Below are 17842 nucleotides of genomic sequence, written 5' to 3' on the forward strand. Positions count from 1 at the left end.
CTCAAGCCTCTTTGACCCGGCCGTCGCGTCCGGCCAGGTTGGTCAGTTCAAACATGATGTCGGTGACCCGCACGCCCTGGGGGCAGGCCTCCTGGCAACGATAGCAACTGAGGCAATTCCAGATCATCCGCGCGCCCAGGGCCTCCTCGCGCAGGCCCAGGCCCAGGGCGTGCATGATCTGATGGGGCGCTAGGTCGATCTCGGCCTTGACGTCGGCGCACTCCTGCACCACCGGGCAGACAGTGGTGCAGGTCTTGCACCGAAAACAGCCGGCGAAGCTCTGGGCCCGGCCCGAAAGATCGAGACCGGCCCCGAATTGCCTTTGGCCCAGGCGCACCACCTTTTGCTGGCGGCTGGGCTGGGCGGCGCTGACGGCCCGGTCGCGCAGGGCCTTGAAGGTTTCACCCTGGCCGGCCCGCTCCAGGTCTTGTTTCTGGGCTTGCCACAGGTCTTGCAGATTGATGCGCACCGGGCAGAGGTCGGTGCAGCGGTGGCAGTCGGTGCAGATGTCGGCCCCCTGGCGAATCCGGCGCAGATCGTGCTGGTCCAGACCCTTGCCGTGGGCCATGCGGGCCAGGGCGTGCAGCTTCTCCGAGGGCAAAATCGCCGGATTGGCCACCTGGGCCATGGCCGCGGCCACCGAACAACGCACCGAGCAGGCCGCGCAATGAGTGCAGGCGTCCAACTCCATGGCCCGCACCGTGGCCCGGTTGGCCGGATGCATGGCCGCCCGCTCGTTGGCCGCGTTGATGGCGATGATCAGCGGCGAGGAGATCAGGTGCATGAACTTGGTGTGGGGTAGCAACGCCAGGCCGACAAAGCAGGCTAAAACGTGGATGAACCACAGGCCCTCGGCCGCGCCGGACTCGGCCAGGGCCACCGCCGCCGGCCGGATCAACCGGGCCAGGCCAAAGCTGGCAAAGGCCCAGGCCGGCTTGTCGTGACAGCTCAGGCACGAATCCTCGGAAAGCTGGCGGCCCTGATCATATAGCTCGGGCGAAAAGGCGGGCGTCTGGTCCTTGGCGAAGACCACGCCGTAGTCGCGCGACCAGAACAAGCGCAGCGCCGCCACCTCGTCGGCGGCCTCGGGGTCGGCGTATTCGGCCACCATGCGCTCGAACTCGCGCGGCGAGTCGATCTTCAGCGCCTCCAGGGCAAAGCCCGAGAAAATGATCAGCGCCACCACCACGATGGCCAATACATCCACTCCCCGGTTGGTGGCCCGCACCCCCGGCGCGCGCAGACGCCGCCAGATGGCCATGCCCACGCCCAGCAAAACCATCAGCCCGAACAGATTGCGCAAAAACAAAAACGGGTTGAGCGTGGCCTGATAGTCGCCAAACAAGGCGTTGGAGACGATGGGCCCCATGGCGTGCAAGAGCGTGAGCAGCACAAAGCCCACGAAGATGCACATGTGCATGACCCAACGATAAGCGCTGGCCCGCAGCACCCGTCGCTGCAACAGGCCGTCGACGATCAGGGCCCAGACGAACTTGAACGCCCGGGCGCCAAGCAGCAACCCCACAACCCCGCGCAGGGCCCAAAGCGCCCGCGCCGCCGGCGAAAACTCCGCCCCCTCCGGGCCCACCTTGGCCGACAGCCAACCCCAGACCTTGTAGGCCAGGCCCGCCGCGCAAAGGGCCAACGAAACATGCAAACCATAATCGAAAAACATGATGACGCGCATTCCCGGTTGCCGGCCGGGTCATCCCCGGCGCTAAAATACTTCGTTGTTTTTGGCCAAACCTCCGCCCGCGCCCAAAGCCGTGGGCATAGCCTGGCGTATCGCCAAGTTAAGATTCCATATGCCCAGGGTCGCGCCATGGTTTTGCGCCGACCGAAAATACAATATTAAACTAGTATGAATTTATACCCCAGCGACGATCATCTCGCAACGAAGACGCTGTTTGAGCGGCCACACCCAGCAAAGTTTGCTATCATTCAGGCAAAATGCGCATTGAAGCGTCTCGGACACATTCTGGAGATTTGTCATGGATCGCAGGGATTTTCTGAAGTGGCAGATGAAGGGCGCGCTGTGGCTGGCCGCCGGCGCGAGTGGCCTCAACGCCATCGGTGGGGCCAGCCAGGCCCTGGCCGCCGCCGAGCCCGACATCAGTGTCGTGCGTGGCGCGCCCGGCGCGGCCACCCGCGCGGCCGTGGACCTGCTGGGCGGCATGAAGCGCTTTGTCAAGCCCGGCCAAAAAGTGGTCATCAAGCCCAACATGAGCTTCGACACCCCGGCCGAGGCCGGCTCCAACACCCACCCGCTGGTGCTGCGCGAACTGATGCTGATGTGTCAGGAAGCCGGCGCGTCCAGGGTGTTGATCCTGGACAACCCCTTGCGCGGCGCCGAGGCGTGCCTGCAGGGTTCGGGCATCCCCGAGCCCTGCAACGCGGTCATGGCCAACTCCGTCCAGATGGTGCAGAACGAATCCATGTTCAGCTCCGTCGAAATTCGCGGGGCGGCCCAGATGGCCAGCACCCAGGTGATGAAGGCCGTGCTGGAATCGGACGTGCTGATCGCCGCGCCCGCGGCCAAGAGCCACGGCGCCACCGGCGTCAGCCTGGCCGTCAAAGGCCAGATGGGCCTGATCCTGGAACGCGAGATCATGCACAGCCGCTACAATCTCGACACCAGCATCGTCGATCTGGCCAGCCTGCTCAAGGCCGACCTCACCGTGGTCGACGCCATCTACGTCCTCAGCACCGGCGGCCCCTATGGCCCGGGCAAGGTGCTAAAGGAAGACACCATCATCGCCTCGGCCGACATGGTCGCCGCCGACGCCCAGACCGTGAGCATGTTCGAGTGGTACGGCCGCCGCTTCCAGCCACGCCAGGTGCCCCACATCAAGCTGGCCCATGAGCGCGGCCTGGGCCGCATGGATGTGGAAAACATGACCGTCAAGACGGTGCGTCTATAAGATGGTCGTCCGCCGAGTCGTCCAACTGACCAGCCTGGGTCTGTTCCTGACCCTGCTGAGCCTAGCCGCCGCCGCCAGCGCGCCGGATTGGGCCGTGGATCTATTCCAGCGCATGGACCCGTCCCTGGCGGCGCTGACCATGCTGGCCAGCCAAAAATGGATCTGGGCCCTATGGCCGGCCGCCGTGGTGCTGGCCAGTGGGTTGCTTTTTGGCCGGGCCTTCTGCGGCTATGTCTGCCCCATGGGAACGACCATCGACGGCGCGGACAAGATAATCGGCCGAGGCAAAACCAAGCCGGCCCAGTGGCTGCGCGGCATGGGCTGGCTGGTGCTGGCCTTTTTGGGCGGCGCGGCCCTGGCCGGCGTCAGTCTGGTCTTTTTGGCCGCGCCGCTTTCGTTGATCACGCGGCTCTATGGCCTGGTCGCGCTGCCGGCGGCCGAACTGCTGGGCGGGGCCGCCGTGGACATCGTCCGGCCCGTGGCCGACGACCTGGGCCTCAACTGGCTGGCCTTTTGGCAGATCAACGCCCCGCGCTTCGACACGGTGTGGTTCGTCGCCGGCGTGTTCGCGGCGATATTCGCTCTGGCCCGCCTGGCCCCCCGTTTCTGGTGCCGCTACCTCTGTCCCAGCGGCGCGATGCTGGCCCTGTTCGCCGCCAAGCCCTTGATCCGCCGCCGGGTTTCCGATCAATGCACCGGCTGCGGCAAGTGCCGCCGGGCTTGCCCCATGGGCGCCATCGAGCAAAACCCCCTGCTGACCAATCACCGTGACTGTCTGCTCTGCCGCACCTGCGCCTCGGTCTGCCCGGAAAACGCCATCAGCTTTCTGCCCGGCCCGATCGCGCTTCCGACCAAGGCCCCGGCCTTCTCGCCCATCCGTCGCCAACTGCTGCTCTCGGGCGTGGGCGGCGCATCGACGGCCGTGCTGGCTTACGGCGGGCTGCAACTGCCCCGCGCCGCCAGCGACAAAACCGCCCTGCCCACGCCGATGCTCTTGCGGCCGCCAGGGGCCCTGCCCGAGCACGACCTCCTGAAGCTCTGCGTGCGTTGTGGCCTGTGCATGAGCGCCTGCCCCACCAACACCCTGCAACCGATCTGGTTCGAAGCCGGCCTCACGGCGGCGTTCAGCCCCACCATCACTCCGCGCCTGGCCCCCTGCGACCCGCGCTGCACAGCCTGCGGCCAAAGCTGCCCCACCGGAGCCATTCGCCCACTCACCCTCGGCGAGCGCGTCTGGGCCAAAACCGGCACGGCCGTCGTCGATCGCCAACGCTGTCTGGCGTGGAATCAGCACAAAAAATGCGTGGTCTGCGACGAGGTCTGCCCCTACGACGCCATCAGCCTGGTGCAGCAGCCGGGCATACCCGTCAGCGTGCCGCTGGTCGACGCCGATAAATGCGGCGGTTGCGGCTTCTGCGAAAAATTTTGCCCCGTGCGCAACAAGGCCGCCATCGTCGTCAATCCCTTGGGCGAACTGCGCCTGGACCACGGCTCCTACGCTCAAAACGGCGTCATGCGCGGGCTGAATCTGCATCTCGTGCCGCCGGGCGGCCAGAGCCACGGCCACGTCTCACCCACCAATGGCCCCGCCCCGGGCTTCACCGACTGACGGCCGGCATTGAATGCTTGACCTAAAAACAAACCAAGTCATATCGTCATGGCTTAATCACCGTATCGACCGCAGCCAGCCGGCTCGGCCATGTCAACCACGAGGGAGGTTGTGTCATGAAAAAATATCGCGCCGTGGCGATTTTGTTAGCGCTGACCGTCGCTTTGGCCGCATGGCCGGCCCTGGCCGAAAATAACGCCAAGCTCAAAAGCGAAATACAGGACATGCTCGACCAAGTGGCCGTGGAAATGGTCAAAAAAGACTTGGCCGCCGTGGCCGCGCATTCCATGCCACAGGCCGTTTTTCATTTTCGCGACGGCAAAAGCCTGACGCTGGCCCAATGGCAAGAAAGCCGCGCCAAGGCCTTGGCCGACATGCAGAATATTTCCAGCAAATTCGTGGTGGAAAAAGCCTGGCCCGAAGGCGCGGATAAGGCCGGCGTAACATATCAGGAAAACCATCAATTCACCACGATTAGCGACCCAGGGGCCAAGCAGGCCATCGAGGCGCGTTTCAGCGCGGTTTTATGCAAAACCGACGCCGGTTGGCGCTTTTTGGAGTTCAAGGAATTGGATTTGCGCGTTACACGAGACGGCAAGTTGGTCGAGCCTCCGGCAGAGAAGAAATAGATTGGCCGTGGGCGGTGGGTGTTGATTTGCCGTTTTGGCCCTGAAGAAGAGAAGAGTTAAGAGGAGAATCAAGAAGAAGCCATGCGGGGCGGGGAGGTGGCTCTTTTGCCCCGTGTCGGCGGAGCCCCACACCGGGAGCCACGGGCGGTAGGTGTTAATCTGACGCTGTCGACCCGCCTTGCCAGGCCGGGCGCCGGCCCGCTGGTTGGTTGGAGAAGAGAAGAATTAAGAAGAAGGCATGCGGGGCGGGGAGGTGGCTCTTTTCGCAAAACCGCCCCCTTGCCCGCCCCGCGCCCCACCCCACCCCCGCAAAGCAAGGTGGCCGACTTTTAGTTTCGTGGTTGTAGGGATGACGACCATAGGATCGGTCATGGGCATGGCCGCGCCGCGAAGATTGTCGCCGGTTGCCGGTGGCGTTACTGGAAGCTGGCGCGCGGGGCGCGCGCCAGCTACGGCCAAGGTTGGTTGCGCCCGGAAAAAGAAAAGATTTAAGAAAGAAGAGGTTCTTTTCTTTATCTCCATGAAATTGCGAAGCAATTTCATGGCAAAAAGAGCAACAAGACTACCCGTGAAGCCGCCGCGAAAATGAAAACGCCGCGCATCGATTGCGAAGCAATCGATGCGCGGCTTTTCTTTTTGGAGGGGGGTGCGGGGGGAACCTTTTTCTTTTGGCACAAAAGAAAAAGGTTCCCCCCGCGAGCTTTATTCGTCCGCCCTAGGCGGCCGGGGCCATTTTGATGGCGCAGGCCTTGTATTCGGCGGTTTGCGAGACGGGGTCGAAGGCCGGGTTGGTCAGCCAGTTGGCGCAGCCTTCGCGGAAGTGGAAGGCCATCCAGACCATGCCCGGCGGCACCTCGGCGGTGACGCGCGCGCTGACCACGACTTCGCCGCGGCGCGAGGCCAGGCGCAGTTTGTCGCCGCTGCGCACGCCCATCTTGGCCGCGTCGGCCGGCGAGATGTCGGCGGTTTCCTCGCCCAGCAGGTCGTTGAGGCCGCCGCAGCGACCCGTTTGGGTGCGCGTGTGGTAGTGGTAGAGGCGGCGTCCGGTGCTGAGCACGTAGGGGTATTCGGCGTCGGTCACCTCGGCCGGCGGCGTCCACTCCACGGGTTTGAAATTGCCCAGGCCGCAGGTGAAGCAGCCGTCTTTGTGCATGACCTGGGTGCCGGGGTGCTCAAGCGAGGTGCAGGGCCATTGCAGGCCGTCGCCCTCGATGCGGCTGTATTTGATGCCCGTGAAGGCCGGGGCCACCACCGAGAACTCGTTGTCCCAGATCTCCTGGGCCGAGCTGGACGACCACATCTGGCCCATCCGCGCCGCCACTTCCTTGAATATCCACCAGTTGGGCTTGGCCTGGCCCGGAGGCGTCGAGACCTTGCGCACGCGGTTGACCCGCCGTTCGCTGCTGGCGAAGGTGCCGTCGTCCTCGCTCCACGCCGCCGAGGGCAGGATCACGTGGGCAAAGCGCGTGGTCTCGGTGGGGAAGATGTCGCTGCAAACCAGGAACTCGGCCGAGGCCAGTTGGTGCTCCACGTGGTGGATGTCCGGCTCGGTGTTGGCCACGTTTTCGCCGAAGATCCACATGCCGCGGACCTTGCCGGTGACCAGCCCTTCGAACATCGCCGGCATCATCAGGCCGTTTTTGTCGTCCAGGTGCTCAACGCCCCAGAATTTCTCGAACTTCGCCTTGGCCGCCGGGTCGATGACCTTTTGGTAGCCCGGGTAGACGTTGGGCAGGGCGCCCATGTCGCAGGCCCCCTGAACGTTGTTCTGGCCGCGCAAGGGGTTCACGCCGCCGCACTCGAAGCCCACATTGCCCAGCAACATCTGCAAGTTGGCCGTCGACAACACGTTGTTGACGCCGCAGGTGTGCTCGGTGATGCCAAGGGTGTAGATCAGCATCGCCGGCTTGGTGGCCGCCAGCTTGCGCGCCACCCGGACGATCGTCTCGGCCGGCACGCCGCTGAGCTCGGCCGCCCGCTCCGGCGGATACTCCATCACCGTGGCCTTGAGCTTGTCAAACTCGACCGTGCACGACTCCACGTAGCGGCGGTCGTAGATCTCCTCGGTGATCAAAACATGCATCAGGCCGTTGAGCAGGGCGATGTCGGAGCCCACCTTCAACTGCATGTGCTCGTCGGCCATCGCCGCCAGCGCCGTGCGACGCGGGTCGGCCACGATCAAACCAGCGCCCTTTTGCACGGCGTTTTTCAGGAACGTCGAGGCCACAGGATGGGCCTCGGTCATGTTCGAACCTATCACCAAAAACATCTTCGCCTTGGCGAAATCAGCGAAGTTGTTGGTCATCGCCCCGGAACCAAACGATATCGCCAGACCGGCGACAGTGGGGGCGTGTCAGGTTCGTGCGCAGTGATCGATATTGTTCGTGCCGATCACCGCGCGGAAAAGCTTTTGCATGTTATAGGAATCTTCGTTGATGCTGCGCGCGCAGCTCACCCCGGCCAGGGCGTCGGGCCCGGACTCGGCGATGATCTGCTTGAACTTGCTGGCCACCAGATCCAGCGCCTCATCCCACGAAGCCTCGCGGAAACCCTCGCCCTCGCGGATCAAAGGCGTGGTCAGACGATCCTCGGAGTAGATAAAATCATAGCCAAAACGGCCCTTGACGCAAAGACGGCCCTTGTTGGGCTCGGCGTCCTCCACCGCGCTGGTCTTGACGATCCGCCCGTCCTTGACATGAAGCCAAATCTGGCAGCCCACTCCGCAATAAGGACACGTCGTGCGAACCTTTTGCATTTCCCAGGCGCGGCCCATGCCCTTGGCCTTCTTTTCGGTCAGGGCGCCGGTGGGGCAGACCTGCACGCATTGGCCGCAGAACACGCAGTCGCTCTGGTTGTAGGGGCGGTCGCCGCTGGTGACGATCTTGCTCTTGGCGCCGCGATAGCCGTAGCCGATGGCCTTGTTGACCTGCACTTCGTTACAGGCCTGCACGCAACGGCCACAGAGGATGCACTTGCTGAAATCGCGCACGATCAGCGGGTTGTTGTCCTCGATGGGATAGTTGGTCGTGCGGCCCTCGAAGCGCACGGTCTCGACGCCGTACTTGTAGGCCAGGGCTTGCAGCTGACAGGCGCCGTTGGCTTCGCAGACGATGCAGTTGTGCTCGCCGCTGGCCAGCAGCAGCTCCAGGTTCAGCTTGCGTGAGCCGATCACCTTGGGGCTTTCGGTCTGGATGTCCATGCCCTCCGCGGCTGGCGTGGCGCAGGCGGCCAGCAGGGAGCGCGCCCCCTTGACCTCGACCATGCACATGCGGCAGGCGCCCGTTGGCGTGCAATCCTTGAGATAGCACAAGGTCGGAATGTCTATGCCGTTTTCCCGCGCGACCTCCAAGATGGTCTGCCCGGGAGCGAACGAGACACTCCTCGAGTTGATGGTTAATTGGGGATTGGGCATACTCGGCTCCCTCTATCCTTGGACTAGATATGAACTAGGCGTCAAAAACACTTGCACGGCCCACCGGGCCCCGCTTAGAGTACTCGCGATCATATTTAGCGTCATATATCATCATTTACAAGATTTGCATAGATGCAAAGGTTATTTCTTGGCTTGCGCCAGGTGGTTCAAACCACGTTCATTTTGCTGATTGAACGACCGCGGTATCACAGTTTCATGCTATGGTTTAATCATCCAAAATCCATATGGGTTGGCAACAATGATCTGGGTGAACAATCAATGGCAGCCAACGCCGCGCCCGACGGAGACGGAAATCTTTCCCATGATCCGCCGGGTGGACAGCACCTGCTCCAACGCCTTCATCGTCCGCGCGTCATCGTGCGTGCTGGTCGTCGACCCCGGAGCCGATGAAGAACAAGCCAGCGCCATCGAGGCGTTGGTCGAGGAAATCATGGCCCAGGGCCCCCGGCCGGTGCTGGTGGTGCTGACCCACTGCCACCGCGACCACTCGTTGGCCGTCCGCGACTGGCCCGCGCGCCATCCCTCATGGCTTTTGGCCGCCCAGGAAAGCGGCGCCAAGGCCATGCGCGGCGGTGACCACCGCGTGACCATGGCCTACATGTTCAACGAGGATTACCCGCCGGTCGATGTGCACGTGGAGTTGCTCTCGGCCATCGACGCGGCCACCGTGGGCGAGCGCGCGCTGGCCCCCTGCCCTGGCGGCGAGCTTGTGTTGCGCACCGACATCGCCGGTTTCGCGGGCGGGCCGCCGGCCCCGCGCCAGAGCCTCGTCGCCGGCGAAAAAACAGTGGCCGAACTCTTTCACGCCCCCGGCCACAGCCCAGACAGCCTGGTGATCAACGTGGGCGGCGCGCTTTTGGTGGGCGACCTGTTCTGCGCCGCCGCGCCCATGGTGGCCGGGATCGTGGGCTGGGACGGCGATCAGCTCAAGCGTTCGCTGGCCATGGTCGAACGGTTGCTCGGCGACGGCTCGGTGCATGTCTGCTGCGGCGGACACGGCCAGCCGATGACCTCGTCCCAAGCCCTGGACGTTTTGGGCCAAGTGCGCGCGGAAACCGAAAAGCTCTCCGGGGCGGCGATACTAGACGAACGTCGCGTGGCCTTCCTGAAACGCTACGCCGTGGCCGTATTGCACGAGTTGGACCAATTATTCACGATCATGGCCGGCCGCCTATTCACGCTAAGCTACTTTCTGGAACAACTCGAGGAAGAGGAGTTGGCGGCAGGCATCCTGCAATCGCTGGACATCGACGCCATCGACAACCTGATCACCAGCTTTCACCGCGCCGAGCGCGACAGCCAAGGCGACATCCTGGAGTTGCGCACGCCCATGCGCGGCCTGGTCACCCTCAAGCGCATCAACAACATCCTGCGCCAGGCCCGCATCGACGACTACATCGACCCGCTGATCCGCCGACGGTTGCGTTCATTGCTGCTGGACTACATCGACGCCACGCGGGGCCTGCCGTTCCAGACGACCATGCTCGAACGCGACCTGAACCAGTTCGCCCAGGAGTTTGTCGAAGAGATGGCCCGCGTCTGTCAGCAATCCGAGGCCGTGCTCGCAAGCGCCGATGACGACAAGGCCTTTTCGACGGCCCTGGCCCGGCAAATCGCCGCCAACAACGCCCTGCCGCCGGTGCGCCTGAACTTCGTCCCCCACCCGAGCCGCGTGCTGACGCGCATCGACCACGACCGCTGCAGCGATCTGCTGGTCGATTTCATCGAGCGTTTCCACAGCGCCGGCGCGCACACCGTCGACATGGATGTGGCCATTCTGGACGGTGGCCAGCCCTGCCTGACCCTGCGCCCCTCGCCACCGTTGGGCCTGGCCAGCGCCGGCAAGCAAAAAAAGGCCTTTTGGGAGCTGTCGGCGCGCATAGCCCATTGCCAGCTCATCTTCGAACCAGAAGCGGTCGGCATCGCGCCACTGGCCTGAACGCCGGCAAAAAAACCAGAGCCCGGCCACGGCGGCGCGAGCTCTGGTTTTGCGTTATGGCCGTTTGGTCCTTAGCGGCCGTTCATCTCGATGAGCGTGCCGATGACGGTGGGATCGGCCAGGGTGGAGGTGTCGCCGAAGTCGCTCATGTCGCCGGCGGCCATCTTGCGCAGGATGCGGCGCATGATCTTGCCCGAGCGAGTCTTGGGCAGGGCCGGGGCCCAGTGAATGACGTCGGGCGTGGCGATGGGCCCGATCTCCTTGCGCACGTGGCGCACCAGTTCGGCCTTGAGTTCGTCCGAGTACTCCTGGCCGACCTTGAGCGTGACAAACGTATAAATGCCCTGGCCCTTGATCTCGTGGGGGAAGCCCACCACCGCCGCCTCGGCCACGGCCGGGTGGCTGACCAGGGCCGACTCCACCTCGGCGGTGCCCATGCGGTGGCCCGAGACGTTGATCACGTCATCGACGCGGCCGGTGATCCAATAATAGCCGTCCTCGTCGCGGCGCGCGCCGTCGCCGGTGAAGTAGTAGCCGTCGAAATCGCTGAAGTATACCTGTTCGAAGCGTTCGTGGTTGCCGTAGGTGGTGCGCAGTTGGGCCGGCCAGGGGGCCTTGATCACCAACCGGCCGCTGACGCCGTTGCCGCTGATCTCCTTGCCCTCGTCGTCCATCAGGGCCGGTTGCACGCCAAAGAAAGGCAAGGTGGCGCTGCCGGGCTTGGTCGGCGTGCAGCCGGGCAGCGGCGTGATGAGGATGCCGCCGGTCTCGGTCTGCCACCAGGTGTCGACGATGGGGCAGCGGCCCTCGCCGACGACCTCGTTGTACCAGCGCCAGGCCTCGGGATTGATCGGCTCGCCCACCGTGCCCAGCAGGCGCAGACTCTTGCGGCTGTGCTTCTTGACGAAGTCGTCGCCCATGCGCATGATCGCCCGGATGGCCGTGGGCGCGGTGTAGAAGATGTTGACGCCCCACTTGTCGACGACTTCCCAGAAACGGCCCGAGTCGGGGTAGGTCGGCACGCCCTCGAACATCAGGCTGCGCGCGCCGTTGAGCAGCGGCCCATAGAGGATGTAGCTGTGGCCGGTGACCCAACCGATGTCGGCGGTGCACCAATAGATGTCGCCGTCGTGGTAATCGAAAACATAGCGGTGGGTCATGGCGGTGTAGACCATGTAGCCGCCGGTGGTGTGCAACACGCCCTTGGGCTTGCCGGTGGAGCCCGAGGTGTAGAGGATGAACAGCGGATCCTCGGAATCCAGCCAGACCGGGTCGCAGCCCACCGGCGCGCTGGCCATCAGGTCGTGCCACCACATGTCGCGGCCGGCGACCATGGGGCAATCGATGCCCTTGCCCTCGCCCACGCGCTGGACCACCACCACCTTGGGCACGGTCAGGCCCTCGCGGGTCGCGCCGTCGAGGGCGTCGTCGGCGATCTGCTTGAGGGTGACGGCCTTGCCGCCACGATAGGTGCCATCGCTGGTGATCAGCAGGCAGCAGGAGCTGTCGACGATGCGGTCCTTGAGCGACTCGGCCGAGAATCCGCCAAAGACCACGCTGTGGATGGCCCCGATGCGCGCGCAGGCCAGCATCGAAATGGCCAGCTCCAGCACCATGGGCAGGTAGATCGTCACCCGATCGCCCTTCTTGACGCCAAAGCCCTTGAGGATGTTGGCGAACTTGGTCACCTCCTCGTAGAGTTGGCCATAGGTCAGGGTCTTGTCCTCACCGGGCTCGTTGCCCTCCCACATCAGGGCCGGCTGATCAGCCTTGTCGGCCAGGTTGCGATCGAGGCAGTTGTAGCTGATGTTGGTCTTGGCCCCCAGGAACCACTTGATGTCGATGGGCCCCTTGCTGCGCTGGTAGTTGTATTGGCAGACCTTGGTCCAGGGCGTCTGCCAGTGGAAATCCTTGGCCACCTCGCCCCAGAAGCCTTCCGGGTCGCTGATGGACTTTTGGTACATGCTTTGGTATTGGGCCATGTCGGCGATCCAGGCCCGCCCGACGATCTCCTGGGGAGGATAGTACATGCCGTTGTTTTCCGTAACTTTGGAACTCATCTTCAGCTCCTTTCAACTCCGCGAGTTAGCTTGAAAATCCGCGTCCAGCGCCACGAAGGGCCTGCCTCTGGCGCCGGTGGTCTTTGCTTACGAACCGGCTGGCGCGGCCAGCACGTCCTTGCCCGTGGCGCCGGCGGGCTTGCCGACAAACAGCGTCATGCCAGCCCCGGCCAGCAGCAGCACGCCAGCCAACACGTAGGCCGAGTTGAGGCTGCCGGTGTCGGCCACGATCATCTGCGAGACGCGCGGCAGGATCAGGCCGCCCACGCCCCAGGCCGTGAACAGCAGGCCGTAGTTGGCCCCGAAGTTCTTGATGCCAAAGAAGTCCTTGGTCGCCGAAGGGAACAGCGACAGGTTGGTGCCGTAGTTGAAGCCGATCAGCGTGGCGGCGGTGACGATCAGGGCCACGCTCTCGGTGCCGGTGTAGAGCAGGCCGAACATGATCAGGCCTTGGAAGGAGAGCATCGCGGCCATGGTCTGCAGGCGGCCCAGCTTGTCGGAAAGCATGCCCGCGGCGATGCGGCCGCCGGCGTTGCCCACGGCCATCAGGGCCACCACCAGCCAGGCCATCTCGCCCAGCGAAGCCGAGGCCATGCCGGCCACGCTGCCGATGATCATCAGGCCCGCGCCAGAGCCCACCGCGTAGATGAACCACAGCACCCAGAAGGCGCGCGTGCGCAGCATCACCTTGGGCTCGACATCGATCATCACGTGGTTGGACGGGGCCGACTTGTTCTGCGTGGCGGCGGTCTGTGGTTGGGGCGGCTTGTAGCCGGCCGGCGGGTTGACCAGCAACTGGGCCAGGGCGCTCACCACCACGATGAAGGCCCCGCCGAAGATCATCATCGATTGGCTCAGGCCAAACTGGCCGATGAGGTACTTGGCCAGGGGCGCGATGTAGACCGAGGCCAGGCCGAAGCCGGCCACGACGATGCCGGCGATCATGCCCGTCTTGGAGGCCGGGAACCACTTGATGGCCGGCGGCGTGGCCGAGGCGTAGCCAAAGCCCAGGCCGGCGCCCATCAGCACGCCAAAGCCGAGGACCCACACCAAAAGCGATGTGGAGAACGAGGCCAGCAACAGGCCCAGGCCCGTGAGCACGCCGCCGATGGTGGCCGTGACCCGGGGGCTTAGCTTATCCTGCATGCGCCCGGCCGGGATCATGGCGAAGGCGAACACGATGCAACAAACGGCGTAGGGGTCGTTGAGCGAGGCCATGTCCCAGTTGAACATGCCGTCGCCGCGCTCGATGGAATCCTTGATGGCCAGCTTGAAAACACTCCAGGTGTACAAAATGCCAAGCGCCAGGTTGATGCCCAACCCGGCCATGGCGACCTGCCATCCCTTGTTCTTTATCTGGCTCATACTCCATCCTCTCCGGTTTTGGGTTGACCGACATCGGTCACGCCCTAGAGGCAGAGCAACTTTCGCGCCAAAAAGATCGTTGTGGAATTTTGCAATTGATTATGGCGTGTTAGGCCAAAGGAGCCGCGCAAGAAGCCGTCGGGCAGGTTGCCGCGGGCCGCGTAATTAGCAATTTTGCCAATATCTGGCGTAGCCGATTGGCAAAACTTCAAACCCAGTCCGGCGGCCGGCGCTCAATCGCCCAATAGCTTTTTTTTGCGATAGCGGAAGGTGTGATAATTCAGGCCCAGCAATTCGGCGGCGCGGACGTCGCTGCCGCCGCCCAACGCCTCGGCTTGTTGCAGATAATCGCGCTCCAGGCCCTCCAACAACGCCGGCAGGTCCAGCCCGGCCGGCGTCAACGGCGGCAGGGCCTGGCCGGCGGCGGCCGGGGCGGCCGGCGGCTCGGCGCGCAGGCTCTCCATGGTCAGTTCGGGGCCGTCGCCGGCGATGACCGCCCGTTCGATGACCGCCTTGAGCTCGCGGACGTTGCCCTCCCAGGGCCGCCCGCGCAGATAGGCCATCGCCTCGGGGCTGATGGACAAAAACCGCTTGCCGTACTTGTCGGCCATGGCCACCAGAAAATGCCGGGCGATGGGCTCGATATCCTCGGGCCGCTCCATCAGCGAGGGCACGTCGACCCTGGTCACGGCCAGGCGATAATAAAGGTCGCGACGAAACTGGCCCTGGTCGATCATCGCCGCCAGGTCGCGGTTGGTGGCCGAGACCACCCTGGCCCGCACCTTGGTCGGCCGGGCCGAACCCACCTTGATGAACTCGCCGCCATCCAAAAAGCGCAGCAGTTTGGCCTGGGCCTCCAGGCTCAGGTCGCCCACCTCGTCCAAAAACAGCGTGCCGCCGTCGGCCTCCTCGATCAGGCCCCGCTTGCCGCCGGCCCGCGCCCCGCTGAAGGCCCCGGGTTCGTAGCCGAACAACTCGCTCTCGATCAGCTCGGCGGGGATGGCCGCGCAGTTGACCGTGACCAGCCTACCGCGAAAATTGGGGCTCTTGTAGTGGATGGCCCCGGCGATGAGTTCCTTGCCCGTGCCGGTGGGCCCGCAGATCAGCACCGGCGCGTCGGGGCTGGCGGCGATCTTGCCCACGAAGTCCATCACCGCCTGGATCGCCCGCGAACGGCCGATGAACAGCGGCAGGTTTTCCTCCAGGTAGCGCTGATGCAGCAGGCTCACTTCCTTGCGCAGGCGCAAGGTCTCCAGGGCGTTTTCGATGTTGTTTTTCAGCGAATCCATGTGCAGCGGCTTGACCACGTAGTCGTAGGCCCCGCCCTTCATGGCCGTGACCACCGTGTCGACGTCCTCATAGGCGGTGATCATGATGAACAGGGCCCGGGGCCACAGCCGGCGCATGGGGGCCAAGGCCTCGACGCCGCTCAGGCCGGGCAGGCCCACATCCAAAAGCACCAGGTCCGGCGGCGGAGTCGGGCCGGGGGCCATGGCCGCCTCGGCCGAGGCAAAGCCGAAGACAGCGTAGCGGCCCAGGTTCAACTCGACCGCGTCGCGGATGAATTCTTCGTCATCGACCACATAGATGCAAAACGAGATCATCGCCTCTTCCCGCCTAACCATGGCTATCGTAGCCCCAGTAGATCACCGCCGGCAGACTCACCACAAACTCGGCCCCGCCCATGGCCCCGCGATTGTACTCCAGCGCGCCGCCCAAGTCGCCGACGATGCGCGCGCACAAGCTCAGCCCGATGCCCGAGCCGTGGCCGCCGGTGGAGAAAAACGGGTCGAAGATGCGGTCCTGATGTTCGGGCGGCACGCCGGGGCCCGAATCGGCCACGCGCACGGTCACCCGGTGGCCCTGCACGGCCGAGTTGATGCGCAGGCGCCTGGGACCGTCCCAGTCCTTCATGGCCTGCATGGCGTTGGTGACCAGGTTGACAAAGACCTGCTCCAAAAGTTGCTGATCGGCGTAGATCAAGGGCAGGCCCTTTTCCAGGCGCAGATCAACGCTGACGCCGGCTTTGCGCAGGCTGACGGCGGTCAGCTCCAGGACGTTTTCCAGGGCGCGGTTGACCTGCATCCAGCCCAGCATCGGCGTGGTCGGCCGCGAAAAATCCAACACCCGCTTGACCACGGCCTCGATGCGGCCGCTGACCGAGCGCATCTTTTCTATGATCGCCGCCGTGGCCGGGTCGGCGGCGGCATTGGAGCCCTGGAGCGCGCTGAGGTACAGGTTGATGCCCGAGAGCGGGTTTCGTATCTCGTGGGCGATGCCGGCGGCCACGCGGCCCAGCGAAGCCATCTTGTCCTGGATCTTGACCATGTGCTCCAGTTCCTTGGCCCGCGAAATGTCGAGCATGATGATCAGATAAGCCGGCCCGCCCTTGTGGCTGATGCGCGTGGCCCGGCATAGCACCCAGCGCAGCTCCATGCTGTTGTAGACCTTGCCCAGGGGATAAAAGCGCAGCTCGTGCTCCCAGGTGCGGCCCTCGCCCAGGCCCGGCTCGTTGTCGAGGTGATAGAGCATGCGCAGGTCGCCCGGCGGCGCGCTCATCAGGTCGTCAAAGTAAAAATCGTCGCGCTCGACGCCAAAAAGCCGCTTTTGCTCGGGATTGCTGTAGACCACCCGACCGTCCTTGAGGATGAGGATGCCGGCCGGCGAATGCTCCACCAGACTGCGGAAGCGGCGCTCGCTCTCGGCCAGCTTGCGGCCGGTCTCGATGCGCGGGGTGATGTCCTCGTGGGTGCAGAGCACGCCGAAGATCTCGCCAGTCTCATCGCGCAGAGGCACGCGGTTGGACTCCAGCCACATCTCGGCCCCGCCCGGCCCGCGCCTGGGCTCGACCACGTGCAACTCGGCCCGGCCCGACTCCATCACCGCCCGCTCCAGGCCGAACTGGCCGTCGCCATCCTCGAGCACCCCCGGCGCGTCCACCTGGCGCAGGCCCTGGATCGCGTCGTCCTCGGCCAGGCCGGCCAGCTGCCGAAAGCCCTTGTTGCAGCCCTGGAACACGCCGTCCTTGTCGCGCCAGTAGATGTATTGGGGGATGTTGTCCATGACCAGGCGCAGCATCTCCCGCGATTGGCGCAGGCTGTTTTCGGCGCGCATGCGGCTGCGCTCGGTGCGGAAGTTGTATTGGGCCACGTAGAGCAGAAGCACGGCGATGATGCCCAGGGTGCCCAGGGCCGTCTGGGTGAAGTGGCGAACGATGGCGGCGATCTGGCGGTCGACGTCGTCGATGTAGACGCCCGTGCCCACGATCCAACCCCAGGGCGTGAACTCCTTGATGAACGACAGCTTGGGCGCGATCTTTTTGGGGTCGTCCTTCCACTGCCACATGTAGTCGACAAACCCCTCGCCGTGGGCCTTGGCCGTCTGGACGAACTCCACGAAGAGGCGCTTGCCGTTGGGGTCGGCGAAATCGCTGATGTCTTTTCCTTCCAGGTCGCTGCGATAAGGGTGCATGACCATGATCGGATGCATGTCGTTTATCCAGAAATAGTCTTTCATCTCGCGGCCATAACGCTGCTGGCGCAATTGCCGCACGGCCAGTTCCCGGGCCTGGGCCATGGTCAACTCGCCTTTTTGCCGCCGCGCCTCCAAAAAGGCCAGGCCGTCCATGGCCGTCTGGACCAGCTCGCGCAGCATCTCGCGCTTGCGGTCCATGATGTTGGCCCGCAGCTCTGGCAGCACCACCAGAAAGATGGCCGCCAAAAACACGCACACCGTCAAAAGCGACGGCAAAATCAGGCGCATGGCCGTCATGGCCCAGAGCTTGCGGTGCATGCGCCGTTCGCGGCCGGACTTGTCCACGGGCCTATCCTTTGGCTTTTCGCCGGCTGGGAAGGTAAAATCCAGGGGTCAGCAATGATTGTAATAC

The 17842-nt window shown here is 64.3% G+C and carries 11 protein-coding genes; 4 read left to right on the plus strand and 7 right to left on the minus strand.

The annotated features are described in order from the left end of the window. Window position 1: 1 nt before the first annotated feature. Window positions 2–1687 (minus strand): 4Fe-4S dicluster domain-containing protein, encoded by a 1686-nt coding sequence (locus tag DEBA_RS17100; RefSeq protein ID WP_050762321.1) that lies wholly within the window; start codon window positions 1685–1687, stop codon window positions 2–4. Between the two features lie 304 nt (window positions 1688–1991). Here DEBA_RS17100 and DEBA_RS10555 point away from each other — a divergent pair, with 304 nt between their 5' ends. The 3 genes from DEBA_RS10555 (at window position 1992) to DEBA_RS10565 (ending at window position 5159) form a co-directional block, all read left to right on the plus strand. Continuing rightward, a complete protein-coding gene (locus tag DEBA_RS10555; RefSeq protein ID WP_013258922.1) occupies window positions 1992–2921 on the plus strand; it encodes a DUF362 domain-containing protein in 930 nt (309 codons plus the stop codon). 1 nt (window position 2922) lies between these two features. Further along, on the plus strand, window positions 2923–4530 hold the full coding sequence (locus DEBA_RS10560; RefSeq protein ID WP_013258923.1) for a 4Fe-4S binding protein: 1608 nt from the start codon (window positions 2923–2925) through the stop codon (window positions 4528–4530). A 116-nt stretch (window positions 4531–4646) separates the two neighbouring features. Next, entirely contained in the window at window positions 4647–5159 is a 513-nt protein-coding gene (locus DEBA_RS10565) for a nuclear transport factor 2 family protein (protein ID WP_013258924.1), read from the plus strand. A 225-nt stretch (window positions 5160–5384) separates the two neighbouring features. Here DEBA_RS10565 and DEBA_RS18155 read toward each other — a convergent pair whose 3' ends face one another. Together DEBA_RS18155 and fdhF are read right to left on the minus strand one after the other, a co-directional pair. Further along, window positions 5385–5834, minus strand: a complete 450-nt coding sequence (locus DEBA_RS18155; RefSeq protein WP_148227843.1) for a hypothetical protein — start codon at window positions 5832–5834, stop codon at window positions 5385–5387. A gap of 40 nt (window positions 5835–5874) precedes the next feature. Then, a complete protein-coding gene (gene fdhF / locus DEBA_RS18725; protein WP_083778971.1) occupies window positions 5875–8571 on the minus strand; it encodes a formate dehydrogenase subunit alpha in 2697 nt (898 codons plus the stop codon). Between the two features lie 322 nt (window positions 8572–8893). Between fdhF and DEBA_RS10580 the strand changes: the two genes are divergently transcribed. Beyond that, window positions 8894–10531 carry an MBL fold metallo-hydrolase gene (locus DEBA_RS10580; RefSeq protein ID WP_187288542.1) on the plus strand — a complete coding sequence of 546 codons (1638 nt, stop codon included), beginning with the start codon at window positions 8894–8896 and terminating at the stop codon, window positions 10529–10531. Window positions 10532–10602: 71 nt separating this feature from the next. Here DEBA_RS10580 and acs read toward each other — a convergent pair whose 3' ends face one another. From acs to DEBA_RS17105, 4 genes are all read right to left on the minus strand, one after another. Continuing rightward, window positions 10603–12591 (minus strand): acetate--CoA ligase, encoded by a 1989-nt coding sequence (acs, locus tag DEBA_RS10585; RefSeq protein ID WP_013258928.1) that lies wholly within the window; start codon window positions 12589–12591, stop codon window positions 10603–10605. Window positions 12592–12678: 87 nt separating this feature from the next. Continuing rightward, window positions 12679–13956 carry an L-lactate MFS transporter gene (locus DEBA_RS10590; protein ID WP_013258929.1) on the minus strand — a complete coding sequence of 426 codons (1278 nt, stop codon included), beginning with the start codon at window positions 13954–13956 and terminating at the stop codon, window positions 12679–12681. A gap of 233 nt (window positions 13957–14189) precedes the next feature. Further along, window positions 14190–15560: a sigma-54-dependent transcriptional regulator gene (locus DEBA_RS10595; protein WP_013258930.1), complete on the minus strand. Its 1371-nt coding sequence runs from the start codon at window positions 15558–15560 to the stop codon at window positions 14190–14192. Window positions 15561–15573: 13 nt separating this feature from the next. Next, a complete protein-coding gene (locus DEBA_RS17105; protein WP_013258931.1) occupies window positions 15574–17775 on the minus strand; it encodes a cache domain-containing protein in 2202 nt (733 codons plus the stop codon). Window positions 17776–17842: the final 67 nt, after the last annotated feature.

This window comes from Desulfarculus baarsii DSM 2075 (assembly GCF_000143965.1).
Lineage (GTDB): Bacteria > Desulfobacterota > Desulfarculia > Desulfarculales > Desulfarculaceae > Desulfarculus > Desulfarculus baarsii.

Excerpts from the sequence above, each read along its gene's own strand:
- acs (WP_013258928.1), bottom strand. The coding sequence starts at position 12,591 with ATGAGTTCCAAAGTTACGGAAAACAACGGCATGTACTATCCTCCCCAG.
- DEBA_RS10560 (WP_013258923.1), top strand. The coding sequence starts at position 2,923 with ATGGTCGTCCGCCGAGTCGTCCAACTGACCAGCCTGGGTCTGTTCCTG.
- DEBA_RS10595 (WP_013258930.1), bottom strand. The coding sequence starts at position 15,560 with ATGATCTCGTTTTGCATCTATGTGGTCGATGACGAAGAATTCATCCGC.
- DEBA_RS10565 (WP_013258924.1), top strand. The coding sequence starts at position 4,647 with ATGAAAAAATATCGCGCCGTGGCGATTTTGTTAGCGCTGACCGTCGCT.
- DEBA_RS10580 (WP_187288542.1), top strand. The coding sequence starts at position 8,894 with ATGATCCGCCGGGTGGACAGCACCTGCTCCAACGCCTTCATCGTCCGC.
- DEBA_RS10590 (WP_013258929.1), bottom strand. The coding sequence starts at position 13,956 with ATGAGCCAGATAAAGAACAAGGGATGGCAGGTCGCCATGGCCGGGTTG.
- DEBA_RS17100 (WP_050762321.1), bottom strand. The coding sequence starts at position 1,687 with ATGCGCGTCATCATGTTTTTCGATTATGGTTTGCATGTTTCGTTGGCC.
- DEBA_RS10555 (WP_013258922.1), top strand. The coding sequence starts at position 1,992 with ATGGATCGCAGGGATTTTCTGAAGTGGCAGATGAAGGGCGCGCTGTGG.